General features: G+C 55.7%; 16 protein-coding genes and 1 tRNA gene. 4 read left to right on the forward strand and 13 right to left on the reverse strand.

Annotated features, from left to right (window positions below; genetic code table 11):
- Positions 1–227: 227 nt before the first annotated feature.
- Positions 228–884, forward strand: a complete 657-nt coding sequence (locus MF268_RS14195) for a L,D-transpeptidase (protein WP_238371518.1) — start codon at positions 228–230, stop codon at positions 882–884.
- Between the two features lie 43 nt (positions 885–927).
- Here MF268_RS14195 and MF268_RS14200 read toward each other — a convergent pair whose 3' ends face one another.
- From MF268_RS14200 to MF268_RS14210, 3 genes are all read right to left on the reverse strand, one after another.
- Entirely contained in the window at positions 928–1,224 is a 297-nt protein-coding gene (locus MF268_RS14200) for a hypothetical protein (protein WP_238371519.1), read from the reverse strand.
- 215 nt (positions 1,225–1,439) lie between these two features.
- Positions 1,440–1,515: transfer RNA gene (locus MF268_RS14205), tRNA-Thr, on the reverse strand.
- A gap of 1,062 nt (positions 1,516–2,577) precedes the next feature.
- The gene (locus tag MF268_RS14210; RefSeq protein WP_273545023.1) at positions 2,578–3,747 is read right to left on the reverse strand and encodes an MFS transporter; all 1,170 of its coding nucleotides are present in this window, start codon (positions 3,745–3,747) and stop codon (positions 2,578–2,580) included.
- A gap of 199 nt (positions 3,748–3,946) precedes the next feature.
- Between MF268_RS14210 and MF268_RS14215 the strand changes: the two genes are divergently transcribed.
- Positions 3,947–5,821: an amidohydrolase gene (locus tag MF268_RS14215; RefSeq protein ID WP_238371521.1), complete on the forward strand. Its 1,875-nt coding sequence runs from the start codon at positions 3,947–3,949 to the stop codon at positions 5,819–5,821.
- A 287-nt stretch (positions 5,822–6,108) separates the two neighbouring features.
- Here MF268_RS14215 and MF268_RS14220 read toward each other — a convergent pair whose 3' ends face one another.
- The 3 genes from MF268_RS14220 to MF268_RS14230 all read right to left on the reverse strand — a co-directional run bounded on the left by MF268_RS14220 (position 6,109) and on the right by MF268_RS14230 (position 8,364).
- Positions 6,109–6,984, reverse strand: coding sequence for a DUF2189 domain-containing protein (locus MF268_RS14220; protein WP_238371522.1), 876 nt, complete (start codon positions 6,982–6,984; stop codon positions 6,109–6,111).
- A gap of 320 nt (positions 6,985–7,304) precedes the next feature.
- Positions 7,305–7,658, reverse strand: a complete 354-nt coding sequence (locus MF268_RS14225; RefSeq protein ID WP_238371523.1) for a carboxymuconolactone decarboxylase family protein — start codon at positions 7,656–7,658, stop codon at positions 7,305–7,307.
- 190 nt (positions 7,659–7,848) lie between these two features.
- On the reverse strand, positions 7,849–8,364 hold the full coding sequence (locus tag MF268_RS14230; RefSeq protein ID WP_238371524.1) for a GNAT family N-acetyltransferase: 516 nt from the start codon (positions 8,362–8,364) through the stop codon (positions 7,849–7,851).
- A gap of 1,095 nt (positions 8,365–9,459) precedes the next feature.
- On the opposite strand from MF268_RS14230, the gene MF268_RS14235 reads away from it, so the two are divergent.
- Positions 9,460–10,818 (forward strand): phospholipase D family protein, encoded by a 1,359-nt coding sequence (locus MF268_RS14235; RefSeq protein WP_238371525.1) that lies wholly within the window; start codon positions 9,460–9,462, stop codon positions 10,816–10,818.
- Between the two features lie 73 nt (positions 10,819–10,891).
- Here the strand turns inward: MF268_RS14235 and MF268_RS14240 are convergent, their stop codons facing one another.
- From MF268_RS14240 to MF268_RS14265, 6 genes are all read right to left on the reverse strand, one after another.
- Positions 10,892–12,358 carry a mechanosensitive ion channel family protein gene (locus MF268_RS14240; RefSeq protein WP_238371526.1) on the reverse strand — a complete coding sequence of 489 codons (1,467 nt, stop codon included), beginning with the start codon at positions 12,356–12,358 and terminating at the stop codon, positions 10,892–10,894.
- 273 nt (positions 12,359–12,631) lie between these two features.
- Positions 12,632–13,666, reverse strand: a complete 1,035-nt coding sequence (locus MF268_RS14245; RefSeq protein WP_238371527.1) for a siderophore-interacting protein — start codon at positions 13,664–13,666, stop codon at positions 12,632–12,634.
- Entirely contained in the window at positions 13,663–14,484 is an 822-nt protein-coding gene (locus MF268_RS14250; protein WP_238371528.1) for an ABC transporter ATP-binding protein, read from the reverse strand. Before MF268_RS14250 ends, MF268_RS14245 begins: the two co-directional genes overlap by 4 nt.
- Entirely contained in the window at positions 14,481–15,527 is a 1,047-nt protein-coding gene (locus MF268_RS14255; RefSeq protein WP_238371529.1) for a FecCD family ABC transporter permease, read from the reverse strand. The genes MF268_RS14250 and MF268_RS14255 overlap by 4 nt, the downstream gene beginning before the upstream one ends.
- Positions 15,524–16,555, reverse strand: a complete 1,032-nt coding sequence (locus tag MF268_RS14260) for a FecCD family ABC transporter permease (RefSeq protein ID WP_238371530.1) — start codon at positions 16,553–16,555, stop codon at positions 15,524–15,526. The genes MF268_RS14255 and MF268_RS14260 overlap by 4 nt, the downstream gene beginning before the upstream one ends.
- Entirely contained in the window at positions 16,552–17,541 is a 990-nt protein-coding gene (locus tag MF268_RS14265; protein ID WP_238371531.1) for an iron-siderophore ABC transporter substrate-binding protein, read from the reverse strand. The genes MF268_RS14260 and MF268_RS14265 overlap by 4 nt, the downstream gene beginning before the upstream one ends.
- Before the next feature lie 352 nt (positions 17,542–17,893).
- Between MF268_RS14265 and MF268_RS14270 the strand changes: the two genes are divergently transcribed.
- Positions 17,894–20,020, forward strand: coding sequence for a TonB-dependent siderophore receptor (locus MF268_RS14270; RefSeq protein WP_238371532.1), 2,127 nt, complete (start codon positions 17,894–17,896; stop codon positions 20,018–20,020).
- 79 nt (positions 20,021–20,099) lie between these two features.
- Here the strand turns inward: MF268_RS14270 and MF268_RS25395 are convergent, their stop codons facing one another.
- On the reverse strand, positions 20,100–21,107 hold the full coding sequence (locus MF268_RS25395) for a helix-turn-helix transcriptional regulator (RefSeq protein WP_238371533.1): 1,008 nt from the start codon (positions 21,105–21,107) through the stop codon (positions 20,100–20,102).
- Between the last annotated feature and the right edge of the window lie 35 nt (positions 21,108–21,142).

Genomic DNA, 21,142 nt, shown 5'->3' on the forward strand with positions numbered 1-21,142 from the left:
ATTCTGGCATCATGTCGGAACCGCTGCAGGCATGGCGTTTGAAGCGATTTTACCCCAGCGGGCGAGACGAAGGATCAATTCTACACGCAGATATAGTGGCCGGGATGCCGCGTATATTCATCAACCATTCGCATTTGACTTGTTTCATCCTGCAACCAGATAAAACATGAGGTATCGATAGTTTTTATCGGCTAGCCCGTTTACGCCAAGCCAACGATAGGTCGCAAATGTTCACAAAAAGACAATTCCTGATAACCAGTGCTGCGCTGTTCTCGGCTCCACTTGCTTCAACCGCCCAAGCCGCGACAACGGGGCAATGGGCAAGGTGGGACGCACAGGTCACGCCAGCGGGATATGAACCTTCTGTTTCGAACCCGTGGGGGTTCCACCCGCGTTTTCTGCCGACGCGCGTGGAGGCCAGATCGAACCTGACGCCCGGTGATATCCACGTGGATGCGGTTGCTCGCTATCTCTACCACATCCAGAACGATGGAACGGCGATGCGCTATGGCGTCGCCATCGCGCGCGGTCGCCTTTACGAACCGGGCAACTACTCGATTCGGCGCAAGGCGAAATGGCCGCGCTGGACGCCAACGGGTGACATGATCGCCCGCGACCCCCAGCTATATGCGCAACATGCGGATGGTATGGATGGCGGGCCGAGCAATCCGCTGGGTGCGCGCGCGCTCTATCTTTATACGGGAAATCGCGACACCTATCTGCGGATTCACGGCACCCCCCACCCGCGCTCGATTGGCGGTCGGGCAAGCTCGGGATGCGTCCGGATGGTAATGGCGCATATCATCGGGTTATATGATCAGGTTACGATCGGGAGCCGCGCCATTCTGCACCCCGCAGAAACCGTGTTGGCGGCACAATCCTGAACTATCTTGAAGCATTTATCGGCTGAAGCGGGGCTAGGCCCCGTCAGCCGGTGGTCGTGGCCGCCGATGCCGATGCCGATGTGCAGATCGGGCGACCCTCGGCTGTGAGCAGCGGCAAGAGCGTTGTCTCGACAGGGCCGGAGTGTTCGTACCAGTAACAGCCATCTTCCGGCAAAATGCGCGCTGTATTCACATCCTGATAGCTGGCGGCGAGCGCGCGGACCTCTTCAGGAACTGGCCCATAGGTGCCGCCTGTGGAGGACTGCATCGTTGGACTACAGGCAGCGAGGCCCGAAACGAGTCCGAATGAAAGGGCGGTGCAGATCTGCTTGAAACTCATGTGTCCGATTTCCGTTTGGCGCGTCACCGGACAGGTTGCCCCCGCTTCGTTCCGAGCGCAATCGGGCCGCTATGTCGCAATGTTCCGGCGATGTTTTTCTGCATCATAAGCCGAGTGGGATAAGATTTCGTTCCGATTTGTGCAGGAAGATCTCTTGGAGCATAAACCCTCGAGACAGAAGTCTAAGGGCTAGAAAGGGAAAGTTTCAAAGAAAGTGGTGCCGCTGAAGGGACTCGAACCCCCGACCCCATCATTACGAATGACGTGCTCTACCAGCTGAGCTACAGCGGCCACTTTCTTTCCTGCCTGCCTTCCTTGCCCTGCTCGATCCCATCGCCTTTGTGCGCGTTTGACCGAAACCGGACCGGGATGCAGACTTTACCGAATATCGGCCAGTCCGACCGTAAGCGCCCGTCTGCAGGCAGGTTTGCGACGTTCAATTAGCGCGTTCACATGTGGCGCGCAAGTACTGAAATCGTCAGATTTCGCAGGTGTTTCTGGCGAGCGAACAGGCCTGTTTTCCTCCGCTGATTTGCAGAAAATTGTCGCGACGCTCGCGTGAATAAGCAACCACCTTTAGCACCCAGATGGTTGTGGCAAAGACTGGGGCTCTGCAGCTATTCGTCGGCTGTGTTTGGATAAGATGAACTTGCCGAAACTACTGGCATTGCAAGGATTGGCTTCGGTTCCGTTCCAGACAAATGACGGAAAACTAAGTCCAAGTGAGGCCGGCGTGTCTTCCAAGTCGATCATCATATTGAGTGTCTCCCCCGAGGGAGCCCCCAACGAACCGTTGTTCAAGTTCTTCGTTACTTCGAGAAAAGTGTATGCCAGCATAGACAAAGAGACGGATCATGACACCGTCGTTGTTCCGGTATTAGTCCCGGGTCGCAGGCGCGGCTGAAAGCCGACCAATATGCAGGCATCGCTGGAAACGGAGAGAGCAAACGTTGCGTAGGCGCTTTCGCCGCTGCTAACCTGACTTTGATGAGACGGTTTACAGCTGCCCGGCGTGCAGGGCATCGTTATTGCTGGTGCGCACGTGACAACCGACTTGGCACCCAAGAAAACGCGAAGGCGGGATTTATTGCCCCTGCCCGACTGGTCAGGAAATTCATTATAGAACCTGCTCTCCAATTTGATGCGCCGCTTTTGACTAGATTGATCATAGGCCATCTAACAAAGAACTTTGCTGCAGCCAGATATGACGCCGCTTTCTTTGGAAACCGTTTCGTTTCCCGGTCGCCTTACAGGAGCGAACTACACGTGCAACAAAGCGTTGAAAGTGCTTATTTTCGCGTCCATGCCAGCAATCAAGGTAGGAATGGCGGCTTTTAACGCGCCCGCTTCCGGTCAAATCGGTACGTTGCGCGCAGCGGTTATTCGATGAATTTTGAGACATAGAAACGCCAGCAACATTGCAACGAAAAGCAAAGCAGCACCGAAAAGAAATGACGCCTCGGAATTGGTGGAGAGGCTGACCACCTTTCCTGCCAGTGCCGGGGCCGATGAGAAAACGAGGAAATGTGCCGTAAAGAAGAGGCCGAGTCCGAAAGACCTTTCCTGAGGTTGCAGCGCGCTTGCAGCCAAGGCGAGGAAAAGGCTTGATGGGAGACCTGCGGCGAACCCGAGGAACAGCAGAGGCAGAACGACCCGATCCATTAATGGGAAGGATACCATGGCGACCAGCATGGTCGTCGTTGAAACGAAGAGAACAGTTAGCGGCCGATGGAAAAGATCGGCGATCAGACCTCCCATAATACCAGCCCCCACGGCGCACCAGATCAGAATGCTGGTAACGGCGCTTGCCTCTATCAGGGATCTGCCACGTCCGACCAGGTCTGCCGGGCCGAAGCTCAGGATGATGGCAAGAGCGCCGTTGTACATTCCCCATGCCATTCCGGCGAGCAGAATGAGCAAGATCATGGGCCTACCTGGCAACACCTGCGCTACCAGACTGGAGAGCAATCTGTGATCCGACTTCAGATCGCAAATGGCGACGCTCACCAACGCGAACACAGCGATTGCCACCACAACCCAGCCTGCACCCGCGAGCCCGATGCTTTCCGCGATCGGCGGCATGATCAACAAGGCTGCGGCGATACCGGCGAACCACGAATGGACGAAAATAGCCGTGGCCGTGGCGTGTTCACGACCCGAAAACCAATCGGCCACAAGTTTTCCCGAAACAACGTTCAGCAAGACGGCACCCTTCCCCGACACGATCCGCCCGACCGCCTGCGCGAGCCAGCTATCGCTCGCCGCCACGACAATTGCGCCAATGACCATCAAGGCGAGACCACATAACAGGACACGTCTTTCCCCGAACTTGTTCGACCACATTGCGGCTGGCAGCGCGCCGAACACGCTCGGCAGAAAATAGATGCCGACCAACAAGCCGAGATCGGTGGTATCGATCTGAAAGGCGTCCTCGTACAACGGGCCCAAGGCGCCGATGGAAGCGAACTGAAGCGCCATCGACGCGCGGGCGATTGCCAGAACAAAAAGGATTCTCCAGCGCATAGAGTAGAATAGACCGGAAAACCCAAACTGCGGAATTGTTGCTTACACGCTATTGGAGAGTGATGAAGTTCAGCGGCCCCAGATCTGCGCGCATGCTAACCCGGCCAACCCTACCTTAGAGACCACCCATAATATGGTAGCGCCAAAAAGATATTCGCCTTATAGTTGAGTTCAAAAGATGAGTGGGAAGGATGCTTCGATGCGAAATATTTTGAATGGCATCGCTTTGATTCTGGGAACAGGAGTGACCTTCGGAGCCTGCCAGGCGCAAGAAATTGCCGATGCGATCTATCTTGGTGGGCCAATCCTGACCATCAACGACGTGCAACCGCGGGCAGAAGCCGTCGCCGTGAAGAAAGGCACGATCCTTGCCGTCGGATCGATGGATGATGTCTCGGCGCATAGAGGTGAGAATACCGAAATATTCGAGCTAGGCGGGCGAACGATGCTGCCCGGTTTCGTCGATAGTCATGGTCATGTGGTGATTGGCGGCATTCAGGCGCTTTCGGCGAACATGCTGGCCCCTCCCGATGGCCCGGTGACTGATATTGCCAGCCTGCAGCAGGGGTTGCGCGAATGGATAGAGGCCAATCAAGAAAGCGTGGACGCGATCAACCTGATTATCGGCTTTGGTTACGACAATGCGCAACTGGCGGAACTTCGTCACCCGACGCGCGAAGATCTGGACGCGGTTTCCGCAGATGTTCCGATCCTGGTCATTCACCAGTCCGGACATCTCGGCGTCGCCAACAGCAAGGCTTTGGAAATTGCCAGCATTACAACCGAAAGTGAAAATCCGCCGGGCGGTGTGATACGCCGTGATGACGACGGCAATCCCAATGGCGTGCTTGAGGAATATGCATTCTTCGGCGCCCTTGTTCCCCTGCTGAGCCAGCTTGGTCCCGAAGGGTTCGAGGAATTTGCCAAAGCCGGCGCCGAATTGTGGGCTCGTTTTGGATATACTACGGCGCAGGAAGGCCGGTCGAGCGCTGGCAATGTGGTTGCCCTTAAAGCGGTAGATGCGGCCGGCGAGTTGCCCATCGATGTGGTTGCCTTTCCCGATGTGATCGAGGCGCGGGACTTCATCAAGGAAACCCATTCATTGGACTACGACGGGCGTGTACGGGTCGGTGGCTGCAAGCTTACGATCGACGGCTCGCCACAGGGTTTTACCGCGCTCCGGGACCGGCCCTATTATGATCCGGTTGGCGACTACCCGCCGGGCTACAAGGGCTATGCGGCGGTTACAGAGCAACAGATCAACGACTCGATAGACTGGTGTTTTGAGAATAACTTTCAGATTCTTGTCCACTCGAATGGCGAAGGTGCCTCGGACATGCTGATTGCAGCTATCGGGGCCGCAGAAGAGAAGTATGGCCCGCCGACCAATCGACCGGTGCTGATACATGGCCAGTTTCTGCGCGAAGACCAGGTCGACAGTATCCAGAAACTGGGGATATTCCCTTCGCTCTTCCCCATGCACACCTACTATTGGGGAGACTGGCACCGGGACCATACTGTCGGGCCGGTGAATGCCGAGAATATCTCGCCCACCGGCTGGGTGCGTCAGCGAGGCATGATGTTTGGCAGCCACCACGACGCGCCGGTGGCGTTTCCCGATAGTATGAGGATTCTATCGGCGACCGTGACCCGGCGCACTCGTTCCGGCGATATCTTGGGGCCTGCGCAACGCGTGAGTGTGATGGAGGCGTTGAAAGCCCTGACGATCTGGCCGGCGTGGCAGCATTTTGAAGAGGATCAGAAAGGAACCATAGAACCCGGCAAGATCGCGGATTTCGTGATCCTTTCCGATGATCCGACTGCAGTCGAACCAGAGACGCTTGCCGAACTTCAGGTGCAGGTCACGATTAAGGACGGCGAAGTGATCTATGAAGCGCAGGAGGGCGAGAAGAAGACCGAGCTTAGGGATCACCCGTTCTTCGGACATCCAGTGCTCGCGCATCGCGCCATGCATGCTCTGAACCAAGGCATGGGTTTGGAGCGACGTCCCGACTGCATGCCCGAACCCGAGGAGTGCCATCGGCTTTTGGACACTTACTTGGCGCCACTCTAGGTGCGCCGTGAACGTGCCGGGACGGACATTTGGGTGCTTCCGGATATGCCAAGATGCGGTGCTAGAACTGGCGTATTCGAGCTGCCAGAAATCCAATGCATAAGCGGGAAGCCGGATTCTTGATAAAACGTTTCAGGCCGCTTGAGCTGTTGGGTTAATAGCTTCCTTCGGTGAAGAAAAGTAGGTTGCCGGCTGCAAATTGATCGTACTACGGAAAGCTAATTGGCGCTGCACTGACGCAGATTAACAGCGAACATATCTGCTTCGGGTGTCGGGCGCAGAAAGCATTAATGAACTGCCCTGCGATAGAGGTGCCAGGTCGCGTGTCCCAGAAGCGGCATCGTCACCATCAGACCTAGAAAGAACGGGAGGGACCCGAGAATAAGTCCCGCCGCGACGACAGCGCCCCATGCGAGTACAACGCGGGGATTCCTGAGAAACACATTTACCGATGTCACCACGGCCACTGGCACACCAACGTGTCGATCCAGAAGCAAGGGAAATGACACAAGGCTGATCGCGAGAGCTGCGAGAGCAAAAACAAACCCGACCGCAAATCCCGTGATTATCATGACCCACCCTGCCCGCGTCGTCAGAACGTCAGAAAGGAAACCGGAGAGCGAAACAGGTGCTTCCGGCCCCAGTGTAAGCCTGTAAATCTCCTGAGCCGAAAACATCCAGAACAGGAACAGCACGAAAAGATACAGTCCAAGGACAAGGATCGCGCTGAAGGAAGGCGAGCTGACGACACTTAACACGTGACGCCATCCCGCATCCTCACCCTTTTCGCGGCGGCGACTGATCTCATAGAGGCCAACCGCTGCGATTGGACCGATCAGGACAAACCCCGCGATCAAGGGGAACAGCAATGGCAGAAAATTCATGTGGAAGCCCAAGCCGACCAGAACGAGCCCCATTAGCGGGTAGATCAATATGGCAAAAACAGCGTCGGAACGGCTCGCCAGAAAATCCTGATAGCCCGCCCGCAAAGCCGCACTCAGATCGGACATCTCCAAGGTCTGGACCTTTGGATGGGAAACCTCGTGCTCTCCGCCGATCTGCTCTGCCGAGGAAGCAACGTGGCTTCCAGTCAATCCCAGCTGACGCAATGTCCAGGACAACGGGTTTCCTATTGTCGTGTCTTTGGTTGGTGAATTTTCCATGGAACAGCCTCCGATCAAGTTTCCAACCGGTTGGCGAAACAATCGAGGCAGCTCCCTTGCTGCACTCACAGCGGTCGCCTTAATGATCGCTATTGTATCATTAACCGGTCTCGCCGTCTCTCACGGTTCTGCGATGGATTTACAGACACTTCGACGGCCAGGGGAGCGCGATTTTCGGCGCTGTTTCTTGTCGGCGGCATTAATTCTGGAGGGTCACACCTCTGATCGCTGGCCGCCGCGTTGCGGCAAATTCTACATGGCGCCGGCCCAGGTATCAGGTGTCCACGCCATGCCTGATAATCAGAGTTTTACAGATTGCGCTACGACGCTGGCCCGTCGAATTGTTCCCATGCGTCAAGTGCTTGCGCGGCGTACATCAGCGAGGGCCCACCGCCCATGTAGATTGTGACGGCAAGCATTTCCTCGAACTCATGGCGAGACGTACCGAGTTTGATCAAAGCCTTCGTATGAAAACCGATACAGCCGTCGCAGCGCAAAGCAATCGCGATGCCCATCGCAATGAGTTCCTTGCTTTTCTCATCCAGCGCGTTGGCGGTACACGCGCCCTTTGCCATCTCCGAAAACCCTTTCATGGTTTCGGGGATGTCTTTGCGGAGGTTTGCAATTTGCTTTGAGATACCTTGTGTCAGTTCTGGATAGGATGAAGCGCTCAACGGGGGTCTCCTTGAAGAAATGAGTCAGCGCGGTTTCACCGGTCGAAATCATCCGGTGAGACAACTGCTTTGATGAGTTTGCAGGAATTACGCCCCAGATTTACTGACCCAGATCAAACGACCCGGTTTACTCGTGTATCGAGCAGCGCTGAGGAACGGAATTCTGGTTAGACCCACCGAGTGAATGGCTTTATTGGAGTTTCACCTTAGGAGCACGCGCGGCCATAGCGGAATCGATGTTGATCGCCGCCGTGACTTCTCCGCCGCCTAGGGAATGCATCTTTGCTCCCGCCCGTTTGACCAAGGAGCGAATTCTCACGTTCTCTGAGTCAAAGAAGAAGTCTGCCGTTTCAATACCAAGTTCGGCAGCCACGTTCAGACCAGCATCGAACAATCGGCGCCCCAAACCGCGACCCTGATACGCGTCCTCGACCGAGAGACCGATCTCTGCATGGTTTTCCTCTGTATGGAAGATTTCGAGAACAGCTCGCATCTTACCGTCAATCTCGATCCCAAGAACCGCCGCTGGCCGAGTTTTCTGCGTCATCGACTCAATGATAGGCTTGCTGACAGGCGAAAGAAAACGCAGACGCCGTGACCGATCGCTCAGACGCATGTAGTGGTCTGCGAGAACTTCGCGCCAGCGCGAGAGGCCTCCTTCGATCAATCCGGGTTTTGGCAGCGCTTGGGCTAAGGTCGTGGACATTGGAGGCAACAGGTTTGATTGGTTTCCCGCTATATCGGTGCCCCACCGCGCAGACGTAACAGATTTAACTGCAAGGCCGGGTTGCACCGAGCGCAAGCGGTTGAAAGTAAGGAAGTATCTTGCTGCGTGCCCTTAGGTCACTCCGTTCATGTGCGAGCAAACGAGTCATCATAACTGTCTTTTGGAGCATGAGAGTGCCGAGCAGAGATTGGCTTTAGAACGGCGAATGGTTGATCCTCATTGAAACCGAAGCATCGCATGGGTGGACCCAAAAAAGATCAGCGCCAACAAGCTGAAAAAGCCCTAAGCCGTTTAGCTTAGGGTTGCGTCTTATGCCGCTGCTACAGATCGATATTTGGATCACACCGCCGGCTAGAAATATTGGCTACCGTGCAACATCGTCACCCGGACCCTACGGCTCGCGTGACTTTCGGATTGCCGTTGTCTGGCATTTTCGAGTTTTCGCAGCGCAACCTCGAACTGCATAAGTGCACGGGCGCGGGTGTCGTAGATTTTTCGGATGCGAGACCCGGGATTTCCCATCGCACCGGTGAATGCCCCCGCAGACACCGGGAACCAGCTTCTCATTTCCACAAGTGCATTACGCCACTCTCGGTCAGCTTTGTCGTAGCGTTCGAGTGTCAAGCGGACTGCGCGCCGGCGTGTCAAAAGCTCTGGTTGCATCTTGTCCTCCCGCGATGCTTGGCTTTGGGATCTCTATAACATCTGCAGCGGATATTTTCCACAAGGATGGTTAGCCGGGAACGATGGCGCACGATTTGGCTACTAATCCCCATTCTCACAAAGCTTGCCCCCGACCTTCAGGCCCACCCCCTGAGGCTGCGATGAACAATAAATTACTTGCTAAGGTTGCAATAAGATGTTGCGCTTGGCTACTTCTGAAGTAAGTGCGGATGTCAGATCATGGCGAGAACAATCCTTTTTCTTGTACTTGTAAGCGCGTCTTTTACCGCCTGTTCGCCGGGACCTCGTGAATACTCAAAAACGCCTTCTTATGCAGCCAAACCCCAGACGGACACGAGGCTTGCGGAGGTTCGGCGCAAGCTGGGCGATCCGCGGGATGGGCGATCGGGCGTGAAACTGATAAGCAATGGAGAAGAAGCCTTTGCCGCGCGCATGTTGCTTGCCGCTGAGGCAGATGTGTCGCTGGATGCTCAGTACTATCTTTTGCACAATGATCCGACGGGACAGCTTTTCGCCTGGAGCTTGCTTGAGGCCGCCGACCGGGGCGTGCGTGTTCGGCTCCTGCTCGACGATATGGATACTTCCGGCTACGACGCCATGACAGCCGCGCTCGACGCGCATGAGAATATTGAGATCCGGCTCTTTAATCCGTTCTGGCGAGACCAGAACCTGCTCTTTGCCGGTATTACCGATTTCAACCGCATCAACCGGCGCATGCACAATAAGTCGATGACTGCGGATAACACCATTTCGATTGTTGGCGGCAGAAATATCGGTGCCGAATACTTCCTTGCGAAAGAAGAAATGAACTATGCGGATCTCGACATTCTGGTCGCCGGGCCGGTCGTCAATCAGGTCTCGGACAATTTCGACGCCTATTGGAACAGTGACTTTGCCGTTCCAGCCAAAGTCGTCATCGGCGACCCGGTGGAGGTGGCGTTGGATGATGCGCGGGAGCGTCTGAGAGCGCTGGTCACCGAGGCGCGTCAGACACGATATGCCGATGCAGTGAGAAAGGCCGCAAAAGACAAGTTTACACTTCGCACGCTGAACCTCGATTGGGTCCCCGCGACCCTGTATTCCGATCCGCCCGAAAAAGCCGCCGGAGATGCGACTACGCAGCCGATCCTCGCGTCCAAACTGGTTCCCTATTTCGAGGCGGCCAAAGACTCGGTCAACATCGTGTCTGCCTACTTTGTCCCGCGCAGGAACGGTGTGGAATGGCTGAACGAGTTGGAAGACCGAGGTGTCGACGTCAGGGTCGTTACCAATTCGCTCGCATCGAACGACGTCGCGCCAGTTTATGCGCACTACGCCAAGAGAAGACGCGCCTTGCTTGAAGGTGGCGTGGAATTGCACGAGCTAAGACCGGATGCCGACCGGGTCGATCAACGCGGTGTGAACTGGGGCCAGTCCCGCTCGGGTCTCCACACGAAAGCATTTACCATCGACGATCGCTACCTCTTTGTGGGATCTTTCAACTGGGATCCACGATCCGTGAACATAAATACCGAAATGGGAGTCCTCGTCGATTCACCGATAGTTGCGCAGCGAGCGGCCGACGTGCTGGATGACGTTTTGCAGGATCATACCTATGCGGTTCGACTGGATGAAACCGGGCAGATCACCTGGCAAACAATCAGAGAAGACGGTGCGAGACATGTTTACAGACAGGAGCCGACAGGTAGCTTTTGGCAACAAGTCAAGGCGGGCATCCTTTCGGTGCTTCCCATCGGATCGCAGCTTTAGGCAAAGCATTACTGCTCCGCACACTTCTGAAGTCTCGTTCATATTCACTGCTGCACGAAATCTTGCAGTGAACCTACCCGTCACGCTCGCTTCCAGCCATTTCTTCAGCCGTTTCCGGTCCAGCATCGCCTGTTCGAAAATTCGGAGCGCCTTTGGGCCGACCTCGACCGGAAGAGCCTGCGGTGAGCTCGGCCGGGGACGTTTCGCCCATAACGCGGATATGCATATCGGTCTGCGGGAACGGGATCGAGATGCCCTTTCGATCAAAAGCTTCTTTCACCGAGCGTGTGAGGTCCCAGTATACCGTCCAATAATCTGCGGCCCGGGTCCACGGGCGTACCACGAAGTTTACGGAACTATCGGCGAGCTCGTTGACGCGGATGACCGGAGCAGGATCGGCAAGAACTAGGGAATGTGCCGATACCGTCTCTTCAAGTGTTTTCTGCGCTTCTTCAATCGAGTCGTCGTATCCAATACCAAAGACGAGATCGACACGTCGCGTATCCGAGGCGGTGACATTCGTGATTACGTCCCCCCAGACCTTTGAATTCGGGATGACGATTACCTGATTGTCAGGGGTCACGATGGTCGTCGAAACGATCGAGACCGACTTCACGGTACCTCCGGTGCCCGCAACCGTGACATAGTCGCCTTCATCAAACGGGCGATTTATCATGATCATCAGGCCCGAAGCCAGATTGCCGAGCGTATCCTGCATCGCAAAGGCGATGATGAAGGATGCACCACCGATCATCGCAAATAGCGGCGTTATATCGACGCCGAGCGCCGAGAGAACCACCATCAAACCGATGGCAATTGTCAGCCAGTAGACCATCATTGCGAGGAACGCCTGTAGCAGTTTTGAAAGGTCTGGTACGCGACGAAACAACCGATGCGCGTAGCCACGCACGATCCGGGCGGCGATAAAAAGTGCCAACAGCGATATCAGAATGACACCTACGCGCTTGGCCAGTTGAATGCCGCCATCTTCGGAACTGGTCCAGTTCAAAGCTTCTTGAGCAAGAGTGCGCCAATCAGCGCGCTGTTTCTCCTCAACAATGATCGCGCTGCGATAGGATCGCAGATCGGCAACCTCGGCCTCATCGCCGCCCTTTTTATCGAGCATATCGACAACTTCGGAATAATGATCGAATACGTCTCCGCGCTCTTCTGTTAGGGCAACCAATTCTTCACGGGTTGCACTGTCGTTTTCGTCTGTGGAATTTTCCAGTTCGACCTGTTTTTCGACAACCGCTTGCGTTCGTTCGCGTGCGATCTGCTGCCAAACGATCGCGAGTTCGGATAGCTCTTCTTTTGTGAGTGGAATCAGGCGAATAGAAAACTCTTCAATATCCATTTCGGGATTATCGAGACCCGCTGGATAAGATGGGACGGCGTCCTCGGCCGGCGCTTCTTCTTCAGCCGTTGGCGTTTCGTCTGCCAAGCCGTCTGATGCCGTGCCCTGAGCGTAAAGAGAAGAGGACTGTAGCGAAAAACAGAGAGGGATCAGCAGTATAAAGATATGGATAATTCGGCTCACGGAGGCCCCCTGAGACTGAAACGACTTGAAAACCTGAGATCATATCTCACAACGATATCGAATAGGCGGATGGGTCGCAACACGCATAAGTTGTAAATATAAGGGCGTGGGTGCGGATTCAGTTGCCGTTTTCTGCCAGAAACGGCTGGCGCATGGTGCTCTGCGCCTCTACGCAATTACCCGCGTGAGGAAAGCCGGTGGATTTAGGATCTAATTGATAACCCTGGCGAGATCCTACGCGGTCGACATCCATCCGCGACCTACGAACGCCAATCAGGACGCCCAGTAATAGGCGAAGTAGCCCCTGTCATGGCAAAGGCCCAGTTGATCACGAAAACGCTTTTTTGCCTTTCGGACCAGTTCCTTTTCGGCGGCGATCCATACGTATCGATCTTGTGAAGCGGGCAGATCGGCATTCTTGAGATGATCCCAGAGTTCGCTGCCTTTTTCGCGCAGGATCCACGTGATTTCCATCGCATCCGGATGCGGTAGATCACAGATGTCCCGCGCGCTTTCGACCTCGAGCAGAACCTTGCCCTGGCGGTCAGGCGCGGAACAAGTGAGAATTCGACGTATGGCCGGAAGGGCTGTTTCGTCACCGGCGATCAGCATGTCCTGTCCCGGCGGGAAATCACCGCTGCCGGGCCCCATAATACCAACGACTTCCCCGGGCCGGGCCGCTTGTGCCCAAGCTGTGGCCCTGCCCCCTTCGTGCTCGAACAGGTCAAAAGTGAACCGGTTTTCTACTTCGTCCAGACTGACGAAAGTGTAGACCGCACGGTGGAGCGCGTCTTTTCCCTTGGGCCAGACAGTTCTGCCATTCTCATCCAATCGGGGCCAGATCGCTGCATTTCCCTCAGGCGGCAAGAGAAGCGAGAAATGCATCCCCCTGCCATCGGCAAGACGACGCGTGTCGTCACAGCTCATTTCAATCCGCAGAAAGTTCGGAGCGACACGCCAGATTTTTTCAACTGTTGCCGTCGTGAAACTTGGCGGAGCGCTGCCATGGGAGATATCACCCTCCCAGACGGACCCAGCGGCAATTCCGGGGGCGACGTGGTCAAGGATGTAGAGGACATATTCGCGGATATTGTGCAGGTTGATCCTATCCGCAGCATCGATACGCACCTGCAACACTTTCTGCGCGCGCTCAAAGGTGACCCTTGCATGAGGAAGTGTGACGACCAAGGAGCATTCAGTTTCCTGCACCCGAAGATCGACCTCTCGAACATGGTTCGCGATGTGAACCAATAGATCCCCAGCTATCTCGCCGCTGTACCTGGCTGTGGCCTTTGCTGGAAAGGTCATTGTGCAATTCCCTTTTCGTCACAGATCATTCGGTGGCGCCCAAGCGGCAACATCATCGGTTTTCCGGAGGTCGGATCCATCATGACGACATTGCTCAGGCCGAAAACGTCTTCGACAAGGCTTTCGGTGAGAACCTTGTCGGGCGGCCCGGATGCGTGAATTTGTCCCTCTCGCATCGCGACCAGAAAATCCGAGTAGCGGGCCGCAAGGTTCAAATCGTGCAGGACCATCACGATGGTGGTCCCCCGGTTCCGGTTCAGATCGATCAGCAGGTCGAGGACTTCGATCTGGTGAGAGATATCGAGAAACGTCGTCGGTTCATCCAGCAAGAGAACATCCGTTTCCTGAGCCAGCGCCATCGCGATCCAGACGCGCTGGCGCTGACCGCCAGACAGTTCATCGACAGCCCGGTCGGCCAAATCGCTGCTGCCTGTCGCTTCCAATGCTTTTGCAACGGCGAGGTCATCCGACTTCTTCCAGCGGGAAAACATTCCCTGATGAGGGTGACGACCGTGGCTGACCAGATCGGCGACCGTGATACCGTCTGGCGCAAGAGGCGATTGCGGAAGCAAGCCAAGCTTTCGCGCCAGTTCTTTTGTCTGGATTTGGTGGATAGAGCGGCCATCCAACTGCACGTTCCCATGTTCCGGTTGCAGCAATCGGGCCAGACAGCGCAGCAGGGTGGACTTGCCGCAAGCGTTTGCACCGACGATCGCGGTGACTTGACCGGGCGGCACGCTTAAGTCGAGCCCCCTCAGAATGGCACGGTGATCGTACCCAGCTGTAAGTTGTTCAGCGACAAGGTTCGATCTGGTCATTTCCCCTCTCCGGATTTGTTGGATCGGGCGATCAAGTAGATAAGGTAAGGCGCGCCCAATGCGCCGGTCACGATCCCGACCGGATAACGTCCGGGGAGCAAATGCTGGCCGACATAGTCTCCAATCAACACAAGCAATGCGCCGATCAGAGCGGCCGCAATGAACGGCGACTTGCCGGAACCGATGATCCGGAGAGCAATCGGCCCGGAAAGGAATGCAACGAATGCGATTGGACCCGATGCTGCCGTCGCGACAGCAATAAGGCCGACGGCGGAAAGAATTACAATCGCCCTATCCCGTGCGACGGGCACGCCAAGTGCGATAGCGCTGTCGTCGCCCAAGCGCATGGCTTCGATAGCACGTTGCCGTGTCAACAACAGGCTGCCGAACACGATCAGTGATGCAAGCACCGGGAAAGCCTGACCCAATGTCGCGCCATTCACGCTGCCGGTCAGCCAGCGCAACGCGTCCTGTAACGACCAACTTGGTGCGCGGGACAGAACATAGGCGATAAAGCTTTCAAGCATGGCCGACAGTCCGATCCCGACGAGGATCAGTCTTGTGCCCGTGACGCCGTCACGCCAGGCCAACAGATAGATCAACAGGGCGACACCGAACCCTGCAAGAACGGCGACGACCGAAACAGCCAAACCGCTCCAGCCGAGCATGACGATGGCGAAAACCGCCGCAGCGCTTGCCCCTGTGCTGATGCCGATGATATCCGGGCTGGCCAAGGGGTTGCGTAGCATGGCCTGGAATACCACCCCGCCAAGGCCAAAGCTCATCCCCGCCATGATTGACACGATCGCACGCGGCAACCGCAGGGTGCCAACTGTGAAACTTGCTCCGGGCACGTCGCTTCCCGCCAAAACGCGCAGCACATCAATCGGCGGCGTCAGCGACTGCCCTAGGCAGAGTGTCACGGCGAACCCAGCCAACACGGCGCCACAGATGGTTGTAACGACCCGACTGCGTGACCTGGCGCGTTGCTGACGCATCTGCGCGAGTTGATCCGCAAGTGTGGTCTGAGATGCCGTGCTCATAGCTCTTTCACCCGGCGCTGGCGGACAATCCAGATAAATACCGGAGCCCCGATGAATGCCGTCACAATCCCCACGTCCAATTCAGACGGACGGGCAATGATCCTGCCTACGACATCGGCGCAGATCAGTAGAATTGCGCCAGTCAGCGCAGAAAACGGCAATAGCCAGCGGTGATCTACTCCGACGAGCACGCGACAGACATGCGGCACGACGAGGCCGACAAACCCTATCGGGCCACAGATAGCAGTGGTCGCGCCGCAAAGCAGTATTGCGCCAAGTGCGGCTGCTGCGCGCGCCCATGCGATCCGCGCGCCCAAGCCTGCCGCAGCTTCATCTCCGAGGGCAAGAAGATTGAGGCTTCGCGCTGACAGCAGACTGAGAGTAACACCAGCAATCAGGAATGGGAGACATGGCAAGATAGCCTCGAAAGTGGCACCGCCCACACCGCCGACCTGCCACATGCGAATTCCGCCGGCGATATCGTTTCTTGGAAGGATAATTGCAATTGTAAATGAGACGGCAGCGATGCTTGTCGCGGCGCCTGCCAAAGCCATTTTTAATGGTGTGGCGCCGCCACGCCCCATCGATCCGATAGTATAGACGAAGCATGCCGCGACACCGGCCCCAGATATTGCCGTCCATATATAGGCATCAAGCGTATCCATACCGAACCACGCGATGCCGATGGCGACTGCCATTGCCGCCCCTGCATTCACCCCGAGGATGCCGGGGTCGGCAAGCGGATTTCGGGTGATACCCTGCATGACGGCACCGGCAAGCCCGAGCGCAGCTCCGGCCAGAACCGCCAGTACAGTGCGCGGAACGCGGACGGCCACAACGGCTTGCGCCATCGTTTCTGTATTCCCCGTCGCACCTGCCCAGATGTCCGCCCAAACGACGTCGCGTGTTCCCAAGCTCACTGACAATCCACTCGCGCATAGGAGCGCAAACAGGACGACGACCAGCCATTGACGTCTGGAATGCCGCAACGTGCGGACAACAAATTCTGGCGACGAACTAGCGGTCATTCCACTTTGCGCGCCGCCTCGGCCAGCAGGGAGACGTATTCTTCAAGAACCCAAGGCAGGGACAAGGGCGTGGGATTTGCAGCCGTTCCGACCGGATCGTTACCCAAGAGGACAATCGCGCCATCATCAATGGCCTTCATTCGCGATGTCAGGGGATTTGCCTTGACCGTGTCGATAAGAGCCTCGCCACCGTAGGTGATGAAGATATCGACATCAGACAGGTCATCGATCTTCTCGGCGCTCAACTCTCCAGAGTATTTTCCGGGTTCCGCTGCATCGATCACGCTTTTCGGAGATTTCAGGCCAAGGTCGTTAAGGAATTGAACCCGTGTGTCATAGGCAGAGTAAAATCGGATGACACTGAGATCACGGACATCAAGATGAGTGATGAACATCGCGCTTTTGCCCAAGATTTCAGGATATCCAGAAATCACTTGTGTGATTTGTTTGTCGATCTCATCAATCAGATCCTCGCCTTCTTCGGACATTCCAAGCCCTGCCGCATTCAGACGGATCATCTCGCGCCAGTCCGTGGCCCACGGACCTTTCCGATATGCAATGACCGGGGCGATCATGCTCAAAGTGTCGTATTCCGACCGGGACAGTCCGGAGTATGCAGCCAGAATAATATCGGGGCGACTGGCCGCGACGGCCTCGAAATCTATGCCGTCGCCTTCGTCAAAAAGAACCGGAGTATCCGCGCCTAATTCACTCAGCTTTTCGGATACCCAAGGCAAAACGCCATCCCCGTCTGCATCTCCGAAATTCGCCCGTGCAAAGCCGACAGGCACGATGCCCAAAGCAAGCGGCACTTCCTGGTTGGCCCAGGCCACTGTCGCGACGCGTTCCGGCTTCGACACGATCACTGTCGTACCAAAGGCATGATCAACCGACACCGGGAACTCTTGGGCGAAAGTGCTTGTGGAAATCCCGGCTGCAGAGGCGAGAGAGACAAGGACGGCACCAGCTTTCAACAGGTTTTTCATGGGCGGTTCGACGCCTCCGCATTCGATTCGATATAGGCAAGTATTTTTGTCGGCTTTTCACTATGACGGAGTTCCGTCAAGGCAAACGCCTTGTAAGGGGGCCCATTATTGGATGAAAAATGTCATGTTTCCAAAGTTTCTGACAAAAACAGTCAGATTGTACAATACACTTCTGTTTCCTGATGCCTTATGAGCGTCTCCGGTGGGAAACGACTAAATCAAAGGTGATGAGGAAGTTTTCATGCCACCGCAGTCAGTGATCCAACCGCTCGGATCATGGCGAACAGCAAGCTGCCGCTTTGGCCGGACAGCAAGCCAACATCAAAGATAACTCAAACCGTGGAACCGCATCATGGGGTCACCGACCAAAACTTTCCGTCCTTCACTGTCGCGACCTGCGCGGCGATCGGCTTTCCTGCTTCTGGGTTGCACAGCACTTGTCACCCTGCCGCTTAGCGCTTTCGCCCAGGATGATCTGAACCCCAACGGTGCCTACCGGTTGTCTCCGATCATCGTGGACATGGGCGCTGAAGCCGATGACGATGCTGAATCGATCGTGGCCTCAGAACTCTGGACAGGGGGCAAGGTTGCCACGAGCGTCCTTGATACGCCGGCCTCGGTGTCGGTCATCACCCAAAAGGAAATCAGCCAGCGCAATGCGGACAAGGTCGAAGATGTTCTGGAATACACGCCGGGCGTGGTAACTGACTATTATGGGACAGATGACCGCAACGACTATTACCTCGTACGCGGCTTTCAAGCGTCGACCTACCGTGACGGGCTGACACTTGGCAGCATGCGCGGCGTCCGCGAGGAACCCTATGCTTTTGAACGGCTTGAAGTGATCAAAGGTGGCAACTCTACCCTTTTTGGTACATCCGACCCGGGCGGCACAATCAACTTCGTCACCAAATCGCCCAAGTTCTACCGGTTTGGTGAAGTCTACACGAGTTACGGCACGAACAATCACGCGGAAATCGGGTTTGATTTCGGAGATGTTCTGAACGAGGAAGAAACGCTTGCCTACCGCGTGGTCGGCAAAGTCCAGAATGCGGACTTGGAATACGCGACATCGAAGGACGATGAGCAGTTCTTTCTTGGTGCGATCACCTGGGCACCGACAAATTATACCAAGCTGACATTCACGGTAGATTACCTTAAACGCGAGGGTACGCCAAACAGCGGCGGCTACCCGCTGGACAAGCTTTATGACCGGAGCCTTTTCTTCGGTGAGCCCGATTTCAATTATCATGATGTTGACCGGCTGACGATTTCAACCGCCTTCCAGCACGAATTCGAAAACGGGCTGAGCCTGCGGGCCAATCTTCGTTACAGCGATCTGGAAGACGATTTTGGTTATGTGTACCTGTCAGATAATGCCGCGCGGGTCGGATCATTGGTCGATCGCTACTATTTTGGGACCGACAGCACCTCTGAAGAGCTCATCGGGAACGTCATTCTCCAGTACGATACGAGCTTTGGCAGCATCGACAGCAGCACACTTGCTGGGCTTGAATACCGGGACGCTTCAAACACAAGTTCGGCGTTTTATGGGCTCTACACGCAGATCGATCTGAACAATCCCGTCTACACTGGTGCCCCGACCGGGTATGCCCCCTATAGTGTCCAGGCCAACGATTTCACGACTAAATCGGTCTTTATACAGCAGAACCTGTCCTTCTCGGACACTGTTATTGCAACCTTCGGTGCGCGTCATGACTGGCTTGACATCACCAACACGGACAATCTTGCGGCAGCTACCTCGCAGGCTGATTTTTCCGAGTCCTCATATCGGGGCGCCTTGACCTACAAGATCAACAATCAGGTTTCGGCCTACCTCAGCTACGTGGAATCCGTCGCTCCGCCATCGATTGGAACTCAGCCGGAACGTGGCGAGCAATACGAAATCGGCGTCAAATATCAGCCCGAGAACATAAACGCGCTCTTCACGGCCTCTGTTTACGATCTGACCAAGAACAACGTCGTTGTTCCCGTCGTTCTTCCCAGCGGCGTTATTGAACGGCAGACCATCGGAGAATCCCGCGTACGGGGCTTTGAACTCGAAGGCAAAGCCGAAATCTCGGCAGATCTGAGCCTGATCGGTGGCTACAGCTACCAGAAATCCGAATTCGTGCGTGGCGATGTTCGGGGGGTAAACGTTGACGGAAACGAATTCTCGGCTGTTCCCAACCACCTAGCGTCACTCTGGCTGAATTATGATCTGCCCGGAAATGACATGAGCGTTGGTTTAGGCGCACGATACGTCGGATCCTACTACTACAATGTTTACAACAATAACGGCGAGAGCCCGTCGCAGACCTACATCGACGCATCGTTTTCCTATGCCTTCACGCCGAATACAGAGCTGACAGTGAATGTTAGTAACCTGCTCGACAAGCAGTATGTCGTGGGCCGGGGGACTGCGGACTATTACAATAACGGCAGAACCATCACTGCCGCGCTGCGACATACATGGTAACGCCAACTTGTCCCCATCCGTCTTTCATCGGGCGGATGGGGAGGTTTTACTTTGCGTGGAAGGTAAATTTAGGACGGCTTCAACGCGTCCGATGACTGCGACGCCATGCAGCTGGTGTCTCTCCTACGAGTTGCCGAAACGATTTGGTCAGATGGGCCTGATCCGAGAAACCAAGTCGGTCCGCTATGTCGGCGACAGACAGTTCTGAATTAGAAAGTAGTCCCCTCGCCTCTTCAACGCGCCGGTTCAACTGCCATTGATGTGGCGTGACCCCGGTCGTGTTCTTGAAGACCTGTGAAAACCAACTTTCAGAAAGGCTAACGGCCTCTGCCATCTGCGCAATGGTCAGCCGTTTTCCTCCGCCATCTTCAAACCGCGCCACCACCTTTCGCATTTGCGAGGCTGTAAGACGGGCATTGACCGGATCTTGGTCAACAGCATCGATATCAAGAACGCCCGCCAACAAACTCGCCGCCATACTTTCCGCGTAAATCGTATTTCGCTTTGGCATGCGCAATTCATCCGCGAGCAAGAGCGCGATACCCTGAAGATCAGAAATGTCGTCGCATTCAGCCGGACGCTCCAAGAGCGTGACCGCAGAGGAGCGCGGCAAGCTCGCCGAAAGAAACTGGACCGCCCAAGCGAAGTCGAAATGGATATCGAGATGTGAGAACGTGACGGCTTCAGTAAAGGACGTCCGCAACTGCATCCCCGCCGGGACGTAAATCGCGCGCGCCAAGGGGCTGCTATCTTTGCTGCCGAGAACCTTGATGGAACTCACATCAGAGAAGAAAACACTCAGGCGAGGGTTGGCCGAGACGTAAAACCCCTGCCCTTCCACTTCGCCGGTTGCTTCCCAGTAGGCCGCAAGCACGTTTTCGAACTGTCGCCATAAAACAGGCGCCGTGCATTGGACCTTTTCAGTAAGACCGGTGAAATCGTGACTATAGCCCAAGAGGCGTTGGCTCCGCAAAAAAATCGTGGAAATGGCTATCCGAACCAATTCAAGACGAAAGAGGCATTTGGCAGGGATTGGCTCTTGCAGCACACTATGGCCAACCTTGCGTCCGATAACAAGATTAGCCACCTGATAACAACCGTTGCCCGCGTTGCCGCGATCAG

The sequence above is a fragment of the Heliomarina baculiformis genome (genome assembly GCF_019966545.1).
GTDB lineage: Bacteria > Pseudomonadota > Alphaproteobacteria > Rhodobacterales > Rhodobacteraceae > Heliomarina > Heliomarina baculiformis.

Bases quoted from the DNA above. Each gene is read 5' to 3' on its own strand.
- MF268_RS14195 (WP_238371518.1), top strand. From the start codon at position 228: ATGTTCACAAAAAGACAATTCCTGATAACCAGTGCTGCGCTGTTCTCG.
- MF268_RS14200 (WP_238371519.1), bottom strand. From the start codon at position 1,224: ATGAGTTTCAAGCAGATCTGCACCGCCCTTTCATTCGGACTCGTTTCG.
- MF268_RS14210 (WP_273545023.1), bottom strand. From the start codon at position 3,747: ATGCGCTGGAGAATCCTTTTTGTTCTGGCAATCGCCCGCGCGTCGATG.
- MF268_RS14215 (WP_238371521.1), top strand. From the start codon at position 3,947: ATGCGAAATATTTTGAATGGCATCGCTTTGATTCTGGGAACAGGAGTG.
- MF268_RS14220 (WP_238371522.1), bottom strand. From the start codon at position 6,984: ATGGAAAATTCACCAACCAAAGACACGACAATAGGAAACCCGTTGTCC.
- MF268_RS14230 (WP_238371524.1), bottom strand. From the start codon at position 8,364: ATGTCCACGACCTTAGCCCAAGCGCTGCCAAAACCCGGATTGATCGAA.
- MF268_RS14245 (WP_238371527.1), bottom strand. From the start codon at position 13,666: ATGACCTTTCCAGCAAAGGCCACAGCCAGGTACAGCGGCGAGATAGCT.
- MF268_RS14250 (WP_238371528.1), bottom strand. From the start codon at position 14,484: ATGACCAGATCGAACCTTGTCGCTGAACAACTTACAGCTGGGTACGAT.
- MF268_RS14255 (WP_238371529.1), bottom strand. From the start codon at position 15,527: ATGAGCACGGCATCTCAGACCACACTTGCGGATCAACTCGCGCAGATG.
- MF268_RS14260 (WP_238371530.1), bottom strand. From the start codon at position 16,555: ATGACCGCTAGTTCGTCGCCAGAATTTGTTGTCCGCACGTTGCGGCAT.
- MF268_RS14265 (WP_238371531.1), bottom strand. From the start codon at position 17,541: ATGAAAAACCTGTTGAAAGCTGGTGCCGTCCTTGTCTCTCTCGCCTCT.
- MF268_RS14270 (WP_238371532.1), top strand. From the start codon at position 17,894: ATGGGGTCACCGACCAAAACTTTCCGTCCTTCACTGTCGCGACCTGCG.